The following is a 19128-nucleotide window of genomic DNA, read 5'->3' as shown; positions in this document are numbered from 1 at the left end:
TCACCCGCCCGTATTCGGCCGGGCTCTCCCGGCCATTTGCGTTTCGCTCACGCGGAATGCCGCACCCTGCAGGAGCGCCGCGCCATGGCCAAGGCCGTCACCGTCAAGATCAAGCTCGTCTCCACCGCCGACACGGGCTATTTCTACGTCACCAAGAAGAACTCCCGCACGCAGACCGAGAAGCTGACGATGCGCAAGTACGACCCGGTCGCGCGCAAGCACGTCGATTTCAAGGAAACCAAGATCAAGTAAGGTCGCTGGCTGCATCGCAGCCTGACCGCCGACGGGAAGCCGCTCCGGAAACGGGGCGGCTTTTTCTGTTCGGCACCGCCTCGCGCGACGATGGCGCGCGTTCCCGGCAGCTGTCCGGCCGCCGCCCGAGCGGCCGACAGCCTGGCGCCAGCACGACTCGTTAACCCTCACTCGTCCCGGACGCTGCGCGATTCGCCGGCCGATTTCCGGCCCGCGGTTTCGGCCAGCCCGGCTGGCGGAGGGCGGGTTCGATGCAGCGGATCCTGCTGGCGATCCTCATCACCGGGGCGGTACTGGCGATCTGGCTTGTCCTGACGCTGCCGGTGCATGCCCTCGGCGCGGCCCGCCGATGGCTCCTGGAACGCCCCGCCCCGGTCCGCGCACGGAGCCGACCGCTCAGGCGGTCCCCGACGCGGCCAGATCCGGATCGAGCGTCCGCGCCAGGGACCGCGCGATAGCTACGAGGGCCGTCACCATCGGTGTGGACGGCTCGCGCCGCGGAGCGACCAGGCCGATCGTGTGCTCCAGGTCCGGGGCGGTGATCGGTATGGTGCGCACGCCCTCCATGGGCCCCAGCGCATCGACCAGGATCTCCGGCATGATCGAGGCCCAGCGCAGGGTGCGGACATGGGTCAAAAGCACGATCATCGAGTTCGATTCGAGCGTTGCGGCGGGGTCAACACCCGCCTCCCGGATCTGATGATCGATGATCCGCCGGTTCTGCATGTTCGGCGTGAGCAGGCAGAGGGGCAGGCTGCCGGTCTCGGCCCAGGTGACGCTGGACCGGCCGTCGAAGGGGCCGCCGATCGCCGTGACGAGGCGGTAGCGCTCCCGGTAGAGCGGCACGGAGACCACCCGCCCCAGGGGCTCGTTGTCGAGGTAGGTCAGGCCGGCATCCGCCTCCAGGTTCTCGATCAGCGAGAAGATGTCGGTCGAGGTGGCGGACTCGACCGTCAGCCGCACGTCCGGGTGGCGCTCGCGGTAGGGCGTTGTGAGATTGACGATCATCGGCAACGCCGTGGGGATGGCGGCGATGCGCAGGTGTCCGGTGAGGCCCCGGCGCAGGCCGGTGACCTCCTCGTGCATGGCCCGGGCATCGGCCACGATGCGCCGTGCCCATTCCAGCACCCGCTCGCCCTCGGGCGTGAAGCCCTGGAAGCGGGAGCCGCGCAGCACGAGCTGCACGCCGAAGCGGTTCTCCAGCTGCTTCACGCCGGCCGAGAGGGTCTGCTGGGTCACGCCGCAGGATTCGGCGGCGTGCCCGAAATGCTGCTCGCGGGCGAGCGCGAGCAGGAAGTCCAACTTGTCGATCACGACGAAGGCATCCCGGCACGGCGAGGCGCCGGAAACCTAGCGACCCGCCGTGCCTGCCACAACCGAGCGATCGGGTTCAGCGGAACAGGATGAACGCCTTGGACAGGGTGATGCCGATGCCCCAGACGATCGGGATGCCGACCACCGCCCAGGCCAGGCCGGCGCCGGGGCTGAAGCCGCCGCGGCCGATGCCGAAGGAGCCCGACGGCCCGGAGGCCGTGGCGCCCGAGCGGACATCCAGGGAGGCCCGCTCGGAATCGGACATAAACCACCTTTGCGCCAGCGGCCGGACCAGCAGGTTGCAGAGGAACCCGACCGCCAGGAAGCTCGCGAGCACGTACATGGTGCGGCCGTAGAGGTCCGCCCCCTGCACGCCGGCCGCGACCTGCGCCTCGCGGATCTTGGTGATGACGAAGGGCCCGACGATGCCCGCCATCGACCACGCGGTGAGCAGGCGCCCGTGGATGGCGCCCACGAACTGCGTGCCGAACACGTCGGCGAGGTAGGCCGGGACCGTCGCGAAGCCGCCGCCATACATGGACAGGATCACGCAGAAGATCGCGACGAACAGCGCCTGCGAGCCGATGCCGGCGGCCCAGGGCGCGGCCGCATACAGGAGGCCACCCAGGGCGAAAAAGATCGCGTAGGTGCCCTTCCGGCCGATCCGGTCCGACATCGAGGCCCAGAAGAACCGGCCCAGGATGTTGAACAGGGAGAGCAGGCCGACGAAACCCGCCGCGATGGCGGCGACCTGCGCCTTCTGGCCGGCGTCGAGGGCGGAGAAGCCGGTGCCCGGCAGGCCGATCAGCTCGCCGCCAAAGATCTCCTGGAGCATCGGCGAGGCCAGCGCCAGCACGCCGATGCCGGCGGACACGTTGAGGAACAGGACGAGCCAGATCATCCAGAACTGGAAGGTCTTGTGCGCGTCGCGCAGATGGACGTGGCCCGAGGCGATCATGGCGTTCTTGGCGGTCGGGTTGGTCCAGCCGTCCGGGCGCCAGCCGGCCGGGGGCACCCGGTAGCCGAAGGCGCCACCCAGCATGAACAGGATGTACCCGACACCCATCACGGCGAGCGTCTGCCAGACACCGGCCGAATCCGCGGTCCGGAAGCTCTTGATCAGGCTGTCCGCCAGGGGCGAGCCGATCATCGCGCCGCCGCCGAAGCCCATGATCGCCATGCCGGTGGCCATGCCGCGGCGATCCGGGAACCATTTGATCAACGTGGACACCGGCGAGATGTAGCCGAGGCCCAGCCCGATGCCGCCGATCAGGCCCATGCCGAGCCAGACCAGCCAGAGCTGGTGGACGTAGACGCCGAAGGCGCCGATCAGGAAGCCGCCGCCCCAGCAGAGGGCCGCCGCGATGCCGGCCTTGCGCGGGCCGGCCCGTTCCAGCCAGCCACCGAACAGGGCGGCCGAGAGGCCGAGCACGACGATGCCGATGGAAAACACGGTGACGAGGTCGCTCACCCGCCAGTCGCAGGTGGTCGTGAACAGGGCCGTCATCACGCCCATGTCGGGGCAGGCGGCAGGAGCCGGCTGACCCACGGAGAGCGCCCGGGTCAGCGGCAGCCAGAACACCGACAGGCCGTAGGCCATCCCGATACAGAGATGGATCGCCAGCGCCGCCGGCGGGACCAACCATCGGTTGAAGCCCGGCTTGGCGACGATCCGCTCGCGCGACAACAGATTCGGGATTCTCTCAGGCGCGATCGCGCCCGCCACTCCAGCGCCCATCTTGGATTCCTCCGCCGCAGCCTCGTTGACGGGCCGCTCGGCGGCGGAAGATGCGCGATTTGTGTGCACGGCACCAGCGCGTGGCACGCTGAGGAAGCAATTTTAATCCGTTCCCGCGCCGTTTGTATGGGCCTTCCCGGCGAATGGACTTTCGCCCCGCGCGTCGAGGCCGGACCGATTGACCGCCTCCCGGCGGGCCGAAGGCCTCCGCGACGCGGCTGCTAGGCGAAGATCGAACGTCGCCCCCAGGCCCTTGATCGGCCCGCGCGACGGAGTGCGTCGGGCGGGCCGTCCGGCCTTACATGGGCGGGGTCAGGCCGTCCTTGCCGACCGCGATGAGCTTGCCGTCGGCCTTGGCGCCATCCTTGGCGACCACGGCGAAGACCTTGGAGCCGGGCGTCAGGATCGCCTTGTCGGCGGGCTCGAACGCGACGATCGGCGCCGAGGAGGGCACCACGATCTCCTTGGAGCCGTCCTTGCCGTAGCTCACCGTCAGGGTGCGCTCGCCGCCGGAGGCCGCCTTGTCGGCCTTCACGGTGCCGTTGGTCATGGCGCTCTTCACCTTGGGCGCGCCCGACGTCTCGGCCTTCACGGTGCCGTTGGTCATGGCGCTCTTCACCTTGGCGCCGGCGCCGGCGGTCTGATCGGTGATCGCGTCCCAGCCATAATGGCCCTCGCCGGTGCCGCGCATCGACTCGGGGAAGAGCACGACCTCCAGGGCGGTCATCGGGTTCTCGCCCTTGGTGGCGGTGCCGATGAAGACGCCGTCCTTGATCTGGTCAAGGCTCGACGGGACCACCCAGGCGAACTTGGCGCCCGCGACATCCACCGTCTCGGTCTTGCCGTCGTCGGTCTTGATCGTGAGCGTGCTGCCGTCGGCTTTGTCGACGGTACCGCGGACGCGCTCGACCTGCGCGGCGAAGGCCGCACTCGACAGGAGGGCGGTCAGGCCGGCGGCGGCGAGGGTCTTGCTGAGGTGCTTCATCGGGGTCCCATCCTGGATGCGGAAGCCCGGTTATGGGGCGACACGCGCGCGAAACAAGGTTGTGCGCAAGCGAAATGATCGCCCTGAGAAACAAATAAGGCGGCGCCCGGGGGACGCCGCCTCATCGGTCGCGGGGGCGGCCCGAGGACCGCCCGGTGCATGGTCAGGCCGCGAGCGAGCGCAGCACGTAGGGCAGGATGCCGCCGTTGCGGAAGTATTCCAGCTCGTCGAGGGTATCGATCCGGCAGGTCAGCGGGACCTGCTTCACCGAACCGTCGGCGGACTTGATCTCCGCGGTGAGCGTCTGGCGGGGCTTCAATTCGCCGGCGAGGCCCTTGATGGTGACGGTCTCGTCACCCTTCAGGCCCAGCGACTGCCAGCTCGTGTCGCCCTGGAAGACCAGCGGCACCACGCCCATGCCGACGAGGTTCGAGCGGTGGATGCGCTCGAAGCTCTCGGCCACCACGGCGCGGACGCCCAGCAGCTTCGTGCCCTTCGCCGCCCAGTCGCGCGACGAGCCGGTGCCGTATTCCTTGCCGGCGAAGATGACGAGCGGCGTGCCCTGCTCGGCGTATTTCATCGCCGCGTCGTAGATGAACATCTTCTCGCCGGAGGGCTGGAAGTGCGTCCACCCGCCCTCGACCACGCCGCCGGAGGCGTCCTTCACCATCTGGTTCTTGATGCGGATGTTGGCGAAGGTGCCCCGCATCATCACCTCGTGGTTGCCGCGCCGCGTGCCGTACTGGTTGAAGTCCTGCACGCGCACCTGATGCGACTGCAGGTACTCGCCGGCCGGCGAGGCCGCGCGGATGTTGCCCGCCGGCGAGATGTGATCGGTGGTGATCGAGTCGAGGAACAGGCCGAGGATCCGGGCATCCGCGATGTCCTCGACCGGCTTCGGGGTCTTCTCCATGCCGACGAAGTAGGGCGGGTTCTGCACGTAGGTGGAGCCCGGGTTCCACGCGAAGGTCTCGGCCTCGGTGACCTCGACGTCCTTCCAGTTCTGGTCGCCGCCGAACACGTCCGCGTAGCGAGACTTGAACAGCGCCGAGGTGATGTTCTCCTCGATGAACTGCTGCACCTCGGCCGAGGACGGCCAGATGTCCTTGAGGTAGACCGGCTTGCCGTCCGAGCCCAGGCCGAGCGGCTCGGTGGTGATGTCGATCTGCATCGAGCCGGCCAGCGCGTAGGCGACCACGAGGGGCGGCGAAGCGAGGTAGTTCGCCCGCACGTCGGGGTTCACGCGGCCCTCGAAGTTGCGGTTGCCCGAGAGCACCGCCGCGGCCACGATGTCATTGTCGTTGATGGCCTTGGAGATCGCCTCCGGCAGCGGGCCGGAATTGCCGATGCAGGTCGTGCAGCCGAAGCCCACGAGGTTGAAGCCGAGCGCGTCGAGGGGGTCCTGCAGGCCGGATTTTTCGAGATATTCACCGACCACCTGCGATCCGGGCGCGAGCGAGGTCTTCACCCACGGCTTGGAGCGCAGGCCCTTGGCCACCGCATTGCGAGCCAGAAGCCCGGCGCCGATCATCACCGAGGGATTCGACGTGTTGGTGCAGCTTGTGATCGCCGCGATCACCACGTCGCCGTGCCCGAGGTCGAAGTTCGTGCCCTCGACGGGGTAGCGGCGCGCGATGTCGGCGGCCTTCTTGAACTCGGTCTCCATCGAGCCGGCGAAGCCCGGCTTGGCGCCGTCGAGGAGCACCCGGTCCTGCGGGCGCTTCGGGCCGGCGAGCGAGGGCCGGACCTCGCCCATGTCGAGCTCCAGCGTGTCGGTGAAGACCGGATCGGGGGTCTGGGCGTCGCGCCACATGCCCTGCGCCTTGGCGTAGGCCTCCACCAGGGCGATCCGGTCGTCGGAGCGGCCGGTGACCTTCAGGAAGTCGATGGTCTTCTGGTCGATCGGGAAGAAGCCGCAGGTGGCGCCGTATTCCGGGGCCATGTTGGAGATCGTGGCCCGGTCGGCGACCGCCATGTCGTCGAGGCCGGGGCCGTAGAACTCCACGAACTTGCCGACCACGCCCTTCTTGCGCAGCATCTGGGTGACGGTGAGCACGAGGTCGGTGGCGGTGGTGCCCTCGGGCAGCTTGCCCGACAGCTTGAAGCCCACCACCTCGGGGATCAGCATCGACAGCGGCTGGCCGAGCATGGCCGCCTCGGCCTCGATGCCGCCGACGCCCCAGCCCAGCACGGCCATGCCGTTGACCATGGTGGTGTGCGAATCGGTGCCGACCAGCGAATCGGGATAGGCCACCTCGGACCCGTCCTCGGACTTCGTCCAGACGGTCTGGGCGAGGTATTCCAGGTTCACCTGGTGGCAGATGCCGGTGCCCGGCGGGACCACGGAGAAGTTGTCGAAGGCCGACTGGCCCCACTTCAGGAAGGTGTAGCGCTCGCCGTTGCGCGAGTATTCCAGGGCAACGTTGTCGGCCAGCGCCTTCGGGGTGCCGAACTCGTCGACGATCACCGAGTGGTCGATGACGAGATCCACCGGCACCAGCGGGTTGATCTTCTGCGGGTCGCCGCCCAGCGCCACCATGGCGTCGCGCATGGCGGCGAGGTCGACCACCGCCGGCACGCCGGTGAAGTCCTGCATCAGCACGCGGGCGGGGCGGAACGCGATCTCGACCTCGGCCTTGCCCTTCTGGTCGAGCCAGCCGACGGCGGCCGCGATGTCGGCCTTCTTGACCGAGCGGTCGTCCTCGCAGCGCAGCAGGTTCTCCAGGATCACCTTCATGGAGAAGGGCAGCGCGGTGGCCGAGGCGAGGCCGTTCTTCTCGGCCTCGGGGATGGAATAGTAGGTGTAGGTCTTGCCGCCGGCTTCGAGCGTCTGGCGGGCCTTGAAGCTGTCGAGTGAGGGCACGGCTGGTTCTATCCTCGCTGCGGGTTGTCGAACACGCGCAGGCAAGACCTGCGCTACGAGATCCGTGTTCGGCCTGTGTAGCGCCCGACGGGCGCGCGCCGCCCCGGGAGTGCCCGGGCAGGACGATGCGCGGGGGCGATTTGGACGCCCGTGATGCCGCGCGGCGCAGCCGGGGAGGGATATAGAACTTTTCGAATCTGGCCGCTACCGGGTCGTCGTGACAGGTGCGTTTTCCTGTCGGGCACGGTGCGGAGCGGGCACGAGGGCGGTGAGCGGGTGCGTGCGCCGTCCCGTTCCGCGCATGGGGTCAGGCGACCTCTGCGTCGGGTGCATCGTCGGTCGCGAACACTGAGGGCGGGCCCGGACCGGCGGGGTGACCGGCCGCCACGGGTTTCGGCGCAGATCGGACCGAAGTATCAGGCCGATGGGCCGTCGCGTCACCCCTGGCCCGGCGCCCCCAGGCCGGACAGCGACTTGGGCCGATTGGGCTGGGCCGCGAGCCGGCGCAGGGAAGCGACGTTCGTGGCCGCCTCCTCGGGGCTCATGTCGCGGCGCAGGACCGCCTCGGCATCGGCGAAGCGGCCTTTGAGGCCCAGGACCATGGCGAGATTCGCCCGCACCCGCGCGTCGGCGCCGGGCTGGTCGGCGGCCTGCCGGAGGGTCTGCTCCGCGAGATCGAGATTGCGCGACAGCGCGTAGGACAGGCCGAGATTGGACAGGAGCGAGGGCTCGTTCGGCCGGATCTTGAGGGCGGCCTCGTAGAAGCTCTGCGCACGCTCCTGCTCGCCGAGCTGGGCGGAGGCCGAGCCCTGTGCCGACAGGATGCGCCAGTCGGGATTGGCGGGCGTATGCGCGTTGGCGAGCACGTCGATCGCCTCGCGGAATCGACCCGCCTCGACCAGCGACTTGCCGTAGGCGCCGAGGAGGACCCGGTCGCGCGGGTTGCGCAGGGCCGCCTGCTGCAGCACCGCCGAGGCCTGGCTGATCTGATCGGTGGCCCGCAGGGCGCGGGCATAGGCGATCGCCGTGCGGCCGTCGGTGGGATCGGCGTTGAACCGCTCGGCCAGCCGGTCGATGTCCTGTCGCGCGGGCACCGCGGCGGCGGCCGGTGTGCCCTCGAGCGAGCCGATCGAGCCGGTCGTTTCCGGAGAGCGGGTGTTGCAGCCGGCAAGCCCCAGCGCGACGACGGCCGCCACCAGAGCGGCGCGGCCACCGGCATTGGCCTGGGATCGTGTGACCCGGATCAGGGCCGTCATCATGGTACGCTCCGCCGGCATTTGGCCTGGACGCGATGGCACGCGCTTCACGCTCCCGGCCGGCCGGTGATAGAGCGTTAACCCTAACCACCGGTTAAGCCGCCTATCCGGACGGCATGCGAGAGGCACATGACCCAGGCCGAGATTCCGGCGACGACCCTCGGGCTCCTGCCCGGCGACACGCAGGCCGTGCCGGTGAGCCTGGTCACGACCGGGAGCTGGGCAAAGGTCGAAGCCGGCCTGGAACCGACCCAGCGGAGCTTCGCCCGGGCCATCGGCTTCAAGCCCAAGGCGGGCGGCCTCGCACTGCTGCCCGGCCCCGACGGCAGCCTCGCGCGGGTTCTGTTCGGCCTCGGCGATCCGGAGGCGGCGACCCACGACCGGCTGCTCGTCGGCAAGCTGCCGGGGCTGCTGCCGGAGGGCGTGTTCCGGCTGGACGACGCGCCCGAGCCCGCCGAGGCGGCGCTCGCCTGGCTGATGGGGAGCTACCGCTTCGGCCGCTACCGCTCCGGCGGCGGGAGCCAAGCCCGGCTCGTGGCGCCGGCCGGCATCGACGCGGCCGAGGTGGAGCGGATCGCCGCCGCGGTGGCGATGGGCCGCGATCTCGTCAACACGCCGGCCAACGATCTCGGCCCCGCCGAGATCGAGGCGGCGGCCCGGACGCTCGGCGCGCGCCACGGCGCCTCCGTCACCGTCACGCAGGGCGGGGCGCTCGCCACGGAGTATCCCCTGATCCACGCGGTGGGCGCCGCCTCGCCCCGGGCACCACGGCTCATCGACCTGACCTGGGGGCCGGCGGATGCGCCGCGCGTGACCCTGGTCGGCAAGGGGGTGGCCTTCGACACCGGCGGCCTCGACATCAAGCCGTCGGCCGCGATGCTGCTGATGAAGAAGGACATGGGCGGCGCCGCCGCAGCGCTGGCCGCCGCCGACATGGTCATGGGCGCGCGCCTGCGCCTGCGCCTGCGCCTGCTGATCCCCGCGGTGGAGAACGCCGTATCGGGCAGCGCCTTCCGCCCCGGCGACGTGCTGCCGAGCCGGGCCGGGCTCAGCGTCGAGATCGGCAACACCGATGCGGAAGGCCGGCTGATCCTGGCCGACGCGCTCGCCCTCGCGGACGCGGACTCCCCCGACCTGATCCTCGACTTCTCGACCCTCACCGGCGCCGCCCGGGTGGCCCTCGGGCCGGACCTGCCCGCCTTCTTCACGGAGGACGATGCGCTGGCCGAAGCGGTGGCACAGGCCGGCCGGGCGGCGATCGATCCGGTCTGGCGCATGCCGCTGCACGCGCCCTACGCGAGCCTCCTCGACTCCAAGGTGGCCGACCTCAACAACGTGTCCGGCGGGCCGTTCGCGGGGGCGATCACCGCGGCCCTGTTCCTGCGCCGCTTCGCACCGAACACCAAGGCGCACGGCCATTTCGATCTCTACGGCTGGAACCCCTCCACCAAGCCCGGGCGGCCCGAGGGCGGCGAGGTTCAGACCGCGCGGCTGACCTACACGCTGCTCAAGACGCGCTACGGGGGCTGATCCGGCCTCCGCGAGGGTCGGGACGGCGGGGAGCCCGCTCAGGCGGTGAGCGGCAAGCCGGTCTCGATCAGGCGCGCCCACAGCGAAGCCCCGTACGGCGCAGCCGCGTCGTTGAAATCGTAATGCGGGTGATGGAGCGAGGCGCTGTCGCCGTTGCCGATGAACATGTAGGCGCCGGGGCGGCGGCCGAGCATGTAGGAGAAATCCTCCGCGGTCATCATCGGCGCCACCGCGCGATCGACGTTCTCTCGCCCCACCAGGGCCTCGGCGACATCGGCCATGAAGTCGGTCTCGGCGGGATGGTTCTCGGTGACCGGATAGCTCGATCCGTACTCGACCCGGCCGCGGGCGCCGAAGCCGCCGGCGATGTCGGCCACGAGGGTCTCGATCCGTCCCTTGATCTGGCTGCGCACCGCCTGGGACAGCGTGCGCATGGTGCCGCGCATGGTCACGGTCTGCGGCAGGACGTTGAAGGCTTCGCCGGCCTCGAGCGCACAGACCGAGACCACCGCCTGCTGCACCGGGTCGAGGTTGCGCGACACGATGCTCTGCAGGGCGATGATCACGTGGCTCGACACGAGCACGCTGTCGATGGCGTTCTGCGGGAGCGCCGCGTGCCCGCCCCGCCCCTCGATGGTCACGGTGAAGCGGTCGGTGGAGGCCATGATCGGCCCCGGGCGGATCGCGAAGGTGCCGATCGCCATGCCGGGGATGTTGTGCATCCCGTAGACCGACTCGACGCCGAACCGCTCCATCAGGCCGTCCTCGACCATGGCCTCGCCGCCGCCCCCGCCCTCCTCGGCGGGCTGGAAGATCAGCACGGCCGCCCCGTCGAAGTCCCGGGTCTCAGAGAGGTACTTGGCGGCGCCGAGGAGCATGGTCGTGTGCCCGTCATGGCCGCAGGCGTGCATCTTGCCCGGCACGGTGGAGCGGTAGGGCAGGTCGCGCACCTCCTGGATCGGCAGGGCATCCATGTCGGCGCGCAGGCCGATGGCGCGGTTGGAGGCGCAGCCCTTGCCCCGGATCACGCCGACCACCCCGGTGCGGCCGATGCCGGTGACCACCTCGTCGCAGCCGAAGGACCGCAGCGTCTCGGCCACGAAGCCGGCGGTGCGGGTGACATCGTAGAGCAGCTCGGGATGGGCGTGCAGGTCGTGCCGCCACGCCGTCATCGTGTCGGCGAAGTCGCGGATCCGTTCGAGGACGGGCATCGGGTCGGGGCTTTCGTGGCCTTTGGGGTGGGCCGGACCAGCAAAGCCGGGGCCAGCGCCGCCGTCAACGGCCGCGCTTGGCGCATGCGCGGCGCCCAGGGCCCGATCCGGACGACGCGCAGAGCCCGGCCGTCCGGATCACCCACCCGAACCGGGAGCGCCGCGCACCGACCTCGCAGGGGGATTCAACGGATCGCCCCGTTTTGTGAGGGAGGCGAGCCGGGATCGTCGCGCGCCACCGAGCCTCCGCCGGCGGCCCAGTGCGCCTTCTGGTCCGCTCAGGCCGACCCCCGCGCCGGTCCCCGCCCCGCCAGCCCGCGGCTGCGCCGCCGTGGTTCGGGCGGATGGTCGTCCGCGGCGAGATCGTCGAGGATCGGGCAATCCGGCCTCTCGTCGCCGCAGCAGGCCTCCGCCAGATGCTCCAGCGTCCGCGCCATACCCTCCATCTCGGCGATGCGGCGGCGCAGATCGGCGATCTGCTCCTGCGCGATCGCCTTCACCCCCGCGCTCGGCCGGGCGCGGTCGCGCCAGAGCGCCAGCAGATCCGCGATCGCGTCGACGCTGAAGCCGAGGTCGCGGGCGCGGCGGATGAAGCGGAGCGTGTGGAGGTCGGCGTCGCCGTAATGGCGGTAGCCGGATTCTGACCGCGCGGCCGGCGGCAGCAGGCCGGTCGCCTCGTACCAGCGGATCATCTTGGCCGAGACGCCGGTGCGGCGCGCCGCCTCGCCGATCGTCAGACTCGCCGCGCTCATGCCGCCCTCGCGTTGAGCGCGGGCGCCGCGCCGGCCCGGCGCAGCCGCAGGGCATTGCCGAGGACGAACACGCTGGAAAACGCCATGGCGCCCGCGGCCAGGATCGGCGACAGGGCCGGGCCGCCGAACGGCACCAGCACGCCGGCCGCCACCGGGATCAAGGCGGCGTTGTAGGCGAAGGCCCAGAACAGGTTCTGGCGGATGTTGGCCATCACCGCCCGCGACAGCGCCAGGGCCTCGACCAGGGCCTCGAGGTCGCCCGACATCAGCACCACGTCGGCGCTTTCGACCGCGATGTCGGTGCCGGTGCCGATGGCCAGCCCGACATCGGCCTCCGCCAGTGCCGGCGCGTCGTTGATGCCGTCGCCCACGAAGGCCACCGGCCCGTGCTCGGCCCGGAACCGCTGGACGGCCTCGACCTTCCCGCCGGGCAATACCCCGGCGGCCACCGCGTCGATGCCGAGGCTCCGCGCCACGCCGGCGGCGGTGACGGGATCGTCGCCCGTGACCATCGCCACCACGAGGCCGCGCGCCTTCAGGGCCGCCACGGCCGCACGGGCCCCCGCCTTCACGGGATCGGCCACCGCCAGGATCGCGGCATGGCGGCCGTCGAGGACGAGGTGAACCGGGCTGCGGCCCTGGCTGGCCAGCGTCTCGGCGCGGGCGGCGAGATCCGGGTTCAGGGCGACGTCGAGCCGTTCCAGGTAGCGCGGGGCGCCGACAGCCACGGCCCGGCCCGCGACCCGTCCGGAGATTCCGAAGCCCGCCACTGCCTCGAAGCGGTCCGGCTCGGGCATGGCGAGGCCGCGGTCGCGGGCGGCCGCCACCACGGCGCCGGCCAGCGGGTGCTCGGAGCGGGTCTCCAGCGCGGCCGCGAGGGCCAGGGCCTCGGCCTCGGCGATGCCCGGAGCCGGCACAATCTCGGTGAGCCGGGGGCGGCCCTCGGTCAGGGTACCGGTCTTGTCGAGGGCCACGACCCGCACGTCGCGCAGGCCCTGGAGCGCGGCGCCGTCGCGGAACAGCACGCCGCGCGCCGCCGCGCGTCCGGTGCCGACCATGATGGCGGTGGGCGTCGCCAGACCCATGGCGCAGGGGCAGGCGATGATCAGCACCGCCACGGCGTTGACCAGGGCCGGCCCCAGCGAAGGGGCCGGCGCCAGGAGCAGCCACGCCAGGAAGGTCGCCGCGGCGATCCCGATCACCGCCGGCACGAACCGTCCCGTGACGCGGTCGACCAGGGCCTGGATCGGCAGCTTGCCGCTCTGGGCGCGCTCCACCATGGCGGCGATCTGCGCGACCACGGTGGCGCCGCCCACGGCCTCGACCCGCAGGTCGAGGCTGCCGCGGCCGTTGAGGGTGCCGCCGACCACGGAATCGCCCGGCCCCTTGCGCACCGGCGCGGGCTCGCCGGTCACCATGCTCTCGTCGACATGGCTGGTCCCGGAGACGACGGCGCCGTCCGCCGCCACCCGCTCGCCCGGACGCACCCGGACGACGTCGCCGAGGCGCAGGGCGTCGAGGGGTACCTCGGTCTCGGCGCCGTCGCGGACGATCCGGGCGGCCTTCGGGGTCAGGTCCATCAGCCGGGCGATCGCCTGGCCGGTGCGCCCCTTGGCCCGGGCCTCCAGGGTCCGGCCGAGCAGGATCAACGTGACGATCAGAACGCTCGCCTCGAAGTAGAGGTGCGCGGCCCCCGCCGGCAGGAGGTCGGGCGCCAGGGTCGAGACCAGCGAGTACAGGTAGGCGGCCCCGGCCCCGAGGGCGACCAGGGCGTTCATGTCGGGATGGCCGCGCAGCAGGCCCGGGACGCCGCGCAGGAAGAAGCGCCGCCCCGGCCCTGCGAGGACCAGGGTGGCGAGGATCGCCTGGACCAGGGCCGTCACCGGGCCGCCATGCAGCCCGGGAAGAAGGTGGCCGCCCATGTCGAGGACGACGACGGGCGCCGAGAGCACGGCGGCCGCGATCAGGTCGCGGCGCAGGGCGCGGCCCTCCTCCGCCTGACGGGCCGACGGGTCGGCCGGCTGGCCGGCCTCGACCGGGCGGGCGTCGTAGCCGGCCGCCGCCACGGCCGTCACCAGATCGTCCATCGACACGACGCCCTCGGGATGCCGGATCGCGGCCCGTCCGGCGGCGAGGTTGACGCTGGCTCCGGTCACCCCCGGCACGGCGGCCAGCGCCCGCTCGACCCGGCCCACGCAGCTCGCGCAGGACATCCCGTCCACGGCCAGCAGGCTCTGCGTCTCGGGGACGGGGTAGCCGGCCTCCGCCAGCGCCGTCGCGACCTCCTCCAGGCTCGTGCCCCCATCGAGGACGAGGCTGGCGCGCTGGGTGGCGAGGTTCACCGCCACGTCCCGGGTGCCGGGCAGCGCCGCGAGGGCGCGCTCCACGCGACCGACGCAGGAGGCGCAGGACATGCCCGTGACGGGCAGGGTCAGGGCGACGGATTTCGACATGGCGGTGATCCGGTTCGAAGCATCCATGCCGGGTCAGATGGGGCTTCCCATCATGGGAAGGTCAAGGGCGCGCGGGCCGGATATCGGACAGATCCGGGCGATGGCGAGCCGCTTCGCCCGTTGTCGAATCGCTCGCGCCCGGCCAAGCTTCCCGCATGCCGGAGCGACGAGGGCGCGGATGAGCGAACCGCTGACGATCTATGGCGACCCGGGCTCCGGGAACTGCCTCAAGGTCAAGTGGGTCGCGGCCCATCTCGGCATCCCGGCGGTCTGGCGCGACGTGGATGTCCCGGGCGGCGGGACCCGCACGCCCGAATTCCTGGCCCTGAACCCCGCCGGGCGGGTGCCGATCGTCGTCCTGCCCGACGGCGCCGTGCTGTCGGAGTCGAACGCGATCATCGTCTATCTCGCGGAGGGCTCCGCGCTGATCCCTGAAGCGGCCCTGCCCCGTGCCCGGATGCTGCAGTGGATGTTCTGGGAGCAGTACAGCCACGAGCCCTACATCGCAGTCCGCCGCTACCAGCTCCATTACCTCAGGCGGGCGCCGGAGGATCTCGACCCGAAGCTCGCCGAGCGGGGCGCCGACGCCCTGCGGCTGATGGAGCGGACGCTGGCCTGTTCCGCCTTCCTGGCGGGCGAGGCCCTGACCCTCGCCGATGTGGCGCTCGTCGCCTACACCCGCATGGCCCATGAGGGCGGCTTCGACCTCGCGGGCTTTGGGGCCATCCGCGCCTGGATCGGGCGCGTCGAGGACGGCCTCGGGATCGGCCCCTATGCCGGGCCGGCCTGATCGGCCGGGGGCGGCAGCGCGGCGGTGCCGTATTCCGGCAGGCTGACCCGCACGGTGGTCCCCTCCCCCACCGCGCTCTCGATGGCGATGCGTCCGCGGTGGCGGTTGAGGCTGTGCTTGACGATGGCGAGCCCCAGGCCCGTGCCCCCGCGGGCGCGGCTCGACGCGACGTCGACCCGGTAGAAGCGCTCCGTGAGCCGCGGGATGTGCTCGGGCGGGATGCCCGGCCCATCATCGACCACGGACAGGACGATCCGGGGCCCGAGCCGCGGATCGTCCTCGCGGGCGAGCCCGACGCTGATCCGGCCGCCGCCGTATTTGACGGCATTCTCGATCAGGTTCTCGATCACCCGGGCGAGCTCGTCGGAATCGCCGGGGACCGCGAAGGGGCCGGCGCCCTCCTCCAGGCGGATCGTGGCGCCCCGCGCCTCGGCGGGCGGGCCCTGGGCGTCGACCATCTGGCGGGCCAGCGCCGCGAGATCGACCACGGCGGTGGGGGCCACGTGCTCCCGCAGCTCGATCCGCGACAGCGACAGCAAATCGTCGATCAGCCGCGTCATGCGCAGGGCCTGGACGCGCATGATCTCCAGGAAGCGCTCCCGGGCCTGCGCGTCATCGCGGGCGGGGCCCTGCAGGGTCTCGATGAAGCCGATCAGGGTGGCCAGCGGCGTGCGCAGCTCGTGGCTCGCATTGGCGACGAAGTCGACCCGCATGGCCTCCAGACGCCGGGCCGAGGTGAGGTCGCGCAGGAACAGCAGCGCGCTGACGCCGGATCCGTCGGGCATCGGAAGGGCGCCGATCTGGACCTCGAAGGTCCGCTCCAGGGGCACCCGGGTCGACAGCGCGACGCGGCGCGGCAGGCCGGAACTCAGCACCGCCTCGACGCCGTCGAGGACCTCCGGGTCGCGGAGCGCAAAGGACAGGGGCCGGGCGTGGTGCAGGGCCGGCAGGAGGGCCCGGGCGGCGGGGTTCGCCTCCACCACCAGGGTGCGCCGGTCCACCAGGATCACCGGATCCGGCACGTGGGCCAGGAGCGCCTCGGCGACGGCGTGGCGCTGCGTGGTTGCAGCCGGACGCGGCACCGGGGCCTCGCGGCCGCGGCCGCCGAGCCAGCCGCCCAGGCAGACGGCCACGAGCCCGGTCAGGATCAGCGGGAGATCGAGCCGCCCGGCCAGCGCGGTGGCGAGCCCGAGCAGGCCCGCGGCGATCGCGGCGCCGGTCCAGGCGGGGGAGCTGCGCAGGCGACCGGACATGGCAGGCGCGGCGGATCAGCGGGTTTCGGACTCGTCGCGCCACGCCCGGCCGGACGGGCCGGCCGTGCCCTCCGGAGGCCCCGGATCGCGCGCGCCGCCCGCCCGCTTGACGATCTCGTACAGGCCGAGCATCGCCAGGGCGGTCACGAACGGGACGACGTAGTAGCAGCCCCGGAACAGCAGCAGCGAGGTCAGCACCTCGTTGCGCGGCAGGCTCGACAGGGCGAGCAGGACCGTCGCCTCGAACACCCCGATGCCGCCGGGGGCATTCGACGCGATGCCCAGCATGGCGGCGAGCACGTAGATCGCCAGGAAGGTGGTGAAGCCGAGCGTCGTCTCCTGCGGCAGCAGAACGTAGAGCACGGCCGCCGCCGCGCAGACGTCGCCGATCCCGACGATCATCTGGCCGATGGAGACGGAGGCCCCGGGCAGTTCCAGGCGCCAGTGCTTGACGGTGATGCTGCGCTTCTTGGCCGAGACCCAGGCGAGGTAGCCGAGCACGAGGGCGAGCGCCGCGAGGCCGACGCCCTGGTTGATCCGGATCGACGTGAAGGCGAGCCCGGCGAGCTGGCCCGCCTCGATGATCAGGCTCAGACCCAGCACCACGCCCATGCCGAGCCAGAAGGTGAAGCCGGCGATCACGGTCAGAGCCGCGATCTTGGCGGTGGACAGGCCCTGCCGGGCATAGATCCAGTAGCGGATCGTGCCGGCGGTGAGCAGCGGGAAACCGAGGGTGAAGCTCACCGCATAGCTCGTGAACGAGGCGAGCGCGGTGATCCGGTACGGCACCTTGATCTTGAGCTGGCGCAGGGCCAGCGCGTCGTAGCCGGTGAGGAACACGTAGCTGACGCCGACGAACAGGAAGGCGAGCCCGAGCTGCTCGGCGGTCGCGGCCGCGATGGCGCTGCGCACCTCCGCCCAGCTCACGCTCTGGACGAGCTTCCACAGGACGCCGAGGGAGACCGCGAACAGCACGATGCTGGCGCCCGTGCCGATCCAGGCATAGCGGCTGCGCCGGACCTTCCGCTTCGCGTCCGCGGCGGCATCGTGCTCAACCGGCTCGACCGGCTCGGCCGGGCTCCGGTGCTGTCCCTGAAAATTCATGCCGATCGGCGTCCGCCCTTCCGGCTGCGCGGCCCGGCCGAAGGCCGTCAGCCCGAGCCGGAAACTCCCGGACCGCGGCCCGTTGCCCCGCATGTAGGCCGAACCGGCGCCCAAGACCAGGGAAGCGGCCGCCGGGACAGGCGTTCTATCCTCAGCTGGGCATCCGCCCGAGCCGCGCCGCCGCCTCGGCGAGGCCCCGCCGGATCCGGGCCGGCACCTCCGGCGCGGTGCAGACATAGGTCGGACTCGGATGCGGCACCCGGATGACCGGCAGGTCGGGGCGGAGCACCGCGAGCGCCGGCCGCCTCGCCGGCGAAGCGGCCGGCCAGCACCGCCACGGCGAGGCGCGGCAGGAGGTCGAGGAGCGGGGCCAGATAGGGCGCGGCGGCCGCGACCTCCGCGCGGCGGGGCGCGCGGTTGCGTGCGCCCTCCTGGTGGATCAGCCAGGGGACGGCGTTCCAGATCAGCGTGTCGGCGCGGGCGATGCCGGCCTCGGCGAGGAAGCGGAACAGGTTCGCGGCGGTGCCGTTCGCGCTGTCGCGGGTCACGAAGCCGGTGCGCAGCACCGCCGGGCCCGGCGTCTCGAGGAGGAGCAGCATCCGGGCGTCGACGCCGCCATCCAGGGGGTCGGGCGCCGGGACCGGGGCGCCACGCTCGGCCGCAATGCGCGCGGCGAGGGCCCGGATCGGGGCGATGTGGGGGCTGCCGATCAGGGCGCGGCGTGCCGCGAGGGCGTCCGGATCGGCCAGGGCCCTCGGCGCCTGCGGCTCAGCCGGCATCGAGCCCGGGGACGGTCACGCCGAGCGGGCCGGACAGGCGGAAGCGCTCGAGGCCCTCCTCCCGGGCGAGGCGCGCGTCGAGGCCGGCCAGGCCGCCGAACTGGAAACCGATCTGGCTGGCATAGGCCGCGCAGGCGGCGCGCTTGCGGGCTTGCGCCTCCGGATCGAGGCGCATCACCGGCTCGGGAAGCCCCGCGAACAGCGCGGCCAGCGGCGCCTTCGGCGCGGCCTCCCGCACCGTGTAGGGAAAATCGCGCCACCACAGGATCGGTGACGGCACGGCGAGCCCGCGCAGCGCCCGGACCGCCTGGACGTGATCGACATGGCCGCCGATCGCCTGGGGGGCGAGGATCAGGTCGGGCCGCTCGGCGGCGATCAGATCCGCCAGGGCGGGGGCGAGGTCGCCCGCGATGCCGTCGTCGGCGCGGGTCTCGGAGAAGAGCTCCGGCGGCGCGCCGTAGCCCCGGTGCGGCGCCTCCCGGAACGGCAGGTGGACGGGCGGCGCGATGCCGAGCGCGGCGGCGGCGCGGACATCCTCGGCCCGGCGCAGGGCCATGTAGTCGACCTCCGGCGCCAGGCCTTTGTCGAGCTGGCAGGCGAGGGCGAAGCCCGTCGGGTCGGCGACGCTGCCGGTGAACAGGGTCGCCATCACCACGCGCCAGCCGTCCTGCGCCAGGCCCGCCAGGAGGCCGCCGCAGGAGAAGGCCGCATCATCGAGATGGGGGGACAGGGCGAGGGCGATCGGCATGGTTCAGAGCCTGTCGGCTGGGGGGATGCTCCAATCCCGAGCCTCATCCCGAGGTGCCGGAGCGCAGTGCCGGCGCGAGGGCGCCTTTGCGGCCTGCGCG

14 protein-coding genes and 1 pseudogene are annotated in these 19128 nt (G+C 72.0%); 3 read left to right on the top strand and 12 right to left on the bottom strand.

Going from position 1 to position 19128, the window contains the following annotated elements; translation table 11 throughout:
- Positions 1-84 precede the first annotated feature (84 nt).
- Entirely contained in the window at positions 85-252 is a 168-nt protein-coding gene (rpmG, locus tag PQI07_RS14295) for a 50S ribosomal protein L33 (RefSeq protein WP_020092568.1), read from the top strand.
- Between the two features lie 396 nt (positions 253-648).
- Here the strand turns inward: rpmG and PQI07_RS14290 are convergent, their stop codons facing one another.
- From PQI07_RS14290 to PQI07_RS14270, 5 genes are all read right to left on the bottom strand, one after another.
- Positions 649-1566 (bottom strand): LysR family transcriptional regulator, encoded by a 918-nt coding sequence (locus PQI07_RS14290; protein ID WP_043381106.1) that lies wholly within the window; start codon positions 1564-1566, stop codon positions 649-651.
- Between the two features lie 76 nt (positions 1567-1642).
- Positions 1643-3304 carry an OFA family MFS transporter gene (locus PQI07_RS14285; RefSeq protein ID WP_052083660.1) on the bottom strand — a complete coding sequence of 554 codons (1662 nt, stop codon included), beginning with the start codon at positions 3302-3304 and terminating at the stop codon, positions 1643-1645.
- 298 nt (positions 3305-3602) lie between these two features.
- Positions 3603-4289 carry a hypothetical protein gene (locus tag PQI07_RS14280; protein WP_043356887.1) on the bottom strand — a complete coding sequence of 229 codons (687 nt, stop codon included), beginning with the start codon at positions 4287-4289 and terminating at the stop codon, positions 3603-3605.
- Between the two features lie 163 nt (positions 4290-4452).
- Positions 4453-7152: an aconitate hydratase AcnA gene (gene acnA, locus PQI07_RS14275; protein ID WP_053609056.1), complete on the bottom strand. Its 2700-nt coding sequence runs from the start codon at positions 7150-7152 to the stop codon at positions 4453-4455.
- Positions 7153-7589: 437 nt separating this feature from the next.
- On the bottom strand, positions 7590-8408 hold the full coding sequence (locus PQI07_RS14270; RefSeq protein WP_446720978.1) for a tetratricopeptide repeat protein: 819 nt from the start codon (positions 8406-8408) through the stop codon (positions 7590-7592).
- Positions 8409-8537: 129 nt separating this feature from the next.
- Here PQI07_RS14270 and PQI07_RS14265 point away from each other — a divergent pair, with 129 nt between their 5' ends.
- Positions 8538-9938: a leucyl aminopeptidase family protein gene (locus PQI07_RS14265; RefSeq protein WP_274926828.1), complete on the top strand. Its 1401-nt coding sequence runs from the start codon at positions 8538-8540 to the stop codon at positions 9936-9938.
- 38 nt (positions 9939-9976) lie between these two features.
- On the opposite strand, the gene PQI07_RS14260 is transcribed toward PQI07_RS14265, so the two are convergent.
- The 3 genes from PQI07_RS14260 to PQI07_RS14250 all read right to left on the bottom strand — a co-directional run bounded on the left by PQI07_RS14260 (position 9977) and on the right by PQI07_RS14250 (position 14354).
- Positions 9977-11149, bottom strand: coding sequence for a M20 aminoacylase family protein (locus tag PQI07_RS14260; protein ID WP_043381111.1), 1173 nt, complete (start codon positions 11147-11149; stop codon positions 9977-9979).
- A gap of 278 nt (positions 11150-11427) precedes the next feature.
- The gene (gene cueR, locus PQI07_RS14255) at positions 11428-11901 is read right to left on the bottom strand and encodes a Cu(I)-responsive transcriptional regulator (RefSeq protein WP_179697082.1); all 474 of its coding nucleotides are present in this window, start codon (positions 11899-11901) and stop codon (positions 11428-11430) included.
- Positions 11898-14354, bottom strand: coding sequence for a heavy metal translocating P-type ATPase (locus PQI07_RS14250; protein WP_274926827.1), 2457 nt, complete (start codon positions 14352-14354; stop codon positions 11898-11900). Before PQI07_RS14250 ends, cueR begins: the two co-directional genes overlap by 4 nt.
- Positions 14355-14532: 178 nt before the next feature.
- On the opposite strand from PQI07_RS14250, the gene PQI07_RS14245 reads away from it, so the two are divergent.
- The gene (locus PQI07_RS14245; protein ID WP_274926826.1) at positions 14533-15144 is read left to right on the top strand and encodes a glutathione S-transferase family protein; all 612 of its coding nucleotides are present in this window, start codon (positions 14533-14535) and stop codon (positions 15142-15144) included.
- On the opposite strand, the gene PQI07_RS14240 is transcribed toward PQI07_RS14245, so the two are convergent.
- The 4 genes and pseudogenes from PQI07_RS14240 to PQI07_RS14225 form a co-directional block, all read right to left on the bottom strand.
- Positions 15126-16397, bottom strand: coding sequence for an ATP-binding protein (locus PQI07_RS14240; protein ID WP_078947064.1), 1272 nt, complete (start codon positions 16395-16397; stop codon positions 15126-15128). The two genes, PQI07_RS14245 and PQI07_RS14240, sit on opposite strands and share 19 nt — an antisense overlap.
- A 15-nt stretch (positions 16398-16412) precedes the next feature.
- Positions 16413-17501: a lysylphosphatidylglycerol synthase domain-containing protein gene (locus PQI07_RS14235; protein ID WP_043350479.1), complete on the bottom strand. Its 1089-nt coding sequence runs from the start codon at positions 17499-17501 to the stop codon at positions 16413-16415.
- Positions 17502-17652: 151 nt separating this feature from the next.
- Positions 17653-18280 (bottom strand): annotated as a pseudogene (locus PQI07_RS14230) (uracil-DNA glycosylase).
- A complete protein-coding gene (locus PQI07_RS14225; protein ID WP_053609052.1) occupies positions 18270-19028 on the bottom strand; it encodes a PIG-L deacetylase family protein in 759 nt (252 codons plus the stop codon). The pseudogene PQI07_RS14230 and the gene PQI07_RS14225 overlap by 11 nt, the downstream one beginning before the upstream one ends.
- Positions 19029-19128: the final 100 nt, after the last annotated feature.

The sequence above is a fragment of the Methylobacterium sp. 092160098-2 genome (assembly GCF_028920805.1).
Lineage (GTDB): Bacteria > Pseudomonadota > Alphaproteobacteria > Rhizobiales > Beijerinckiaceae > Methylobacterium > Methylobacterium fujisawaense.
This window is presented reverse-complemented; position numbering and strand designations above follow the sequence as displayed.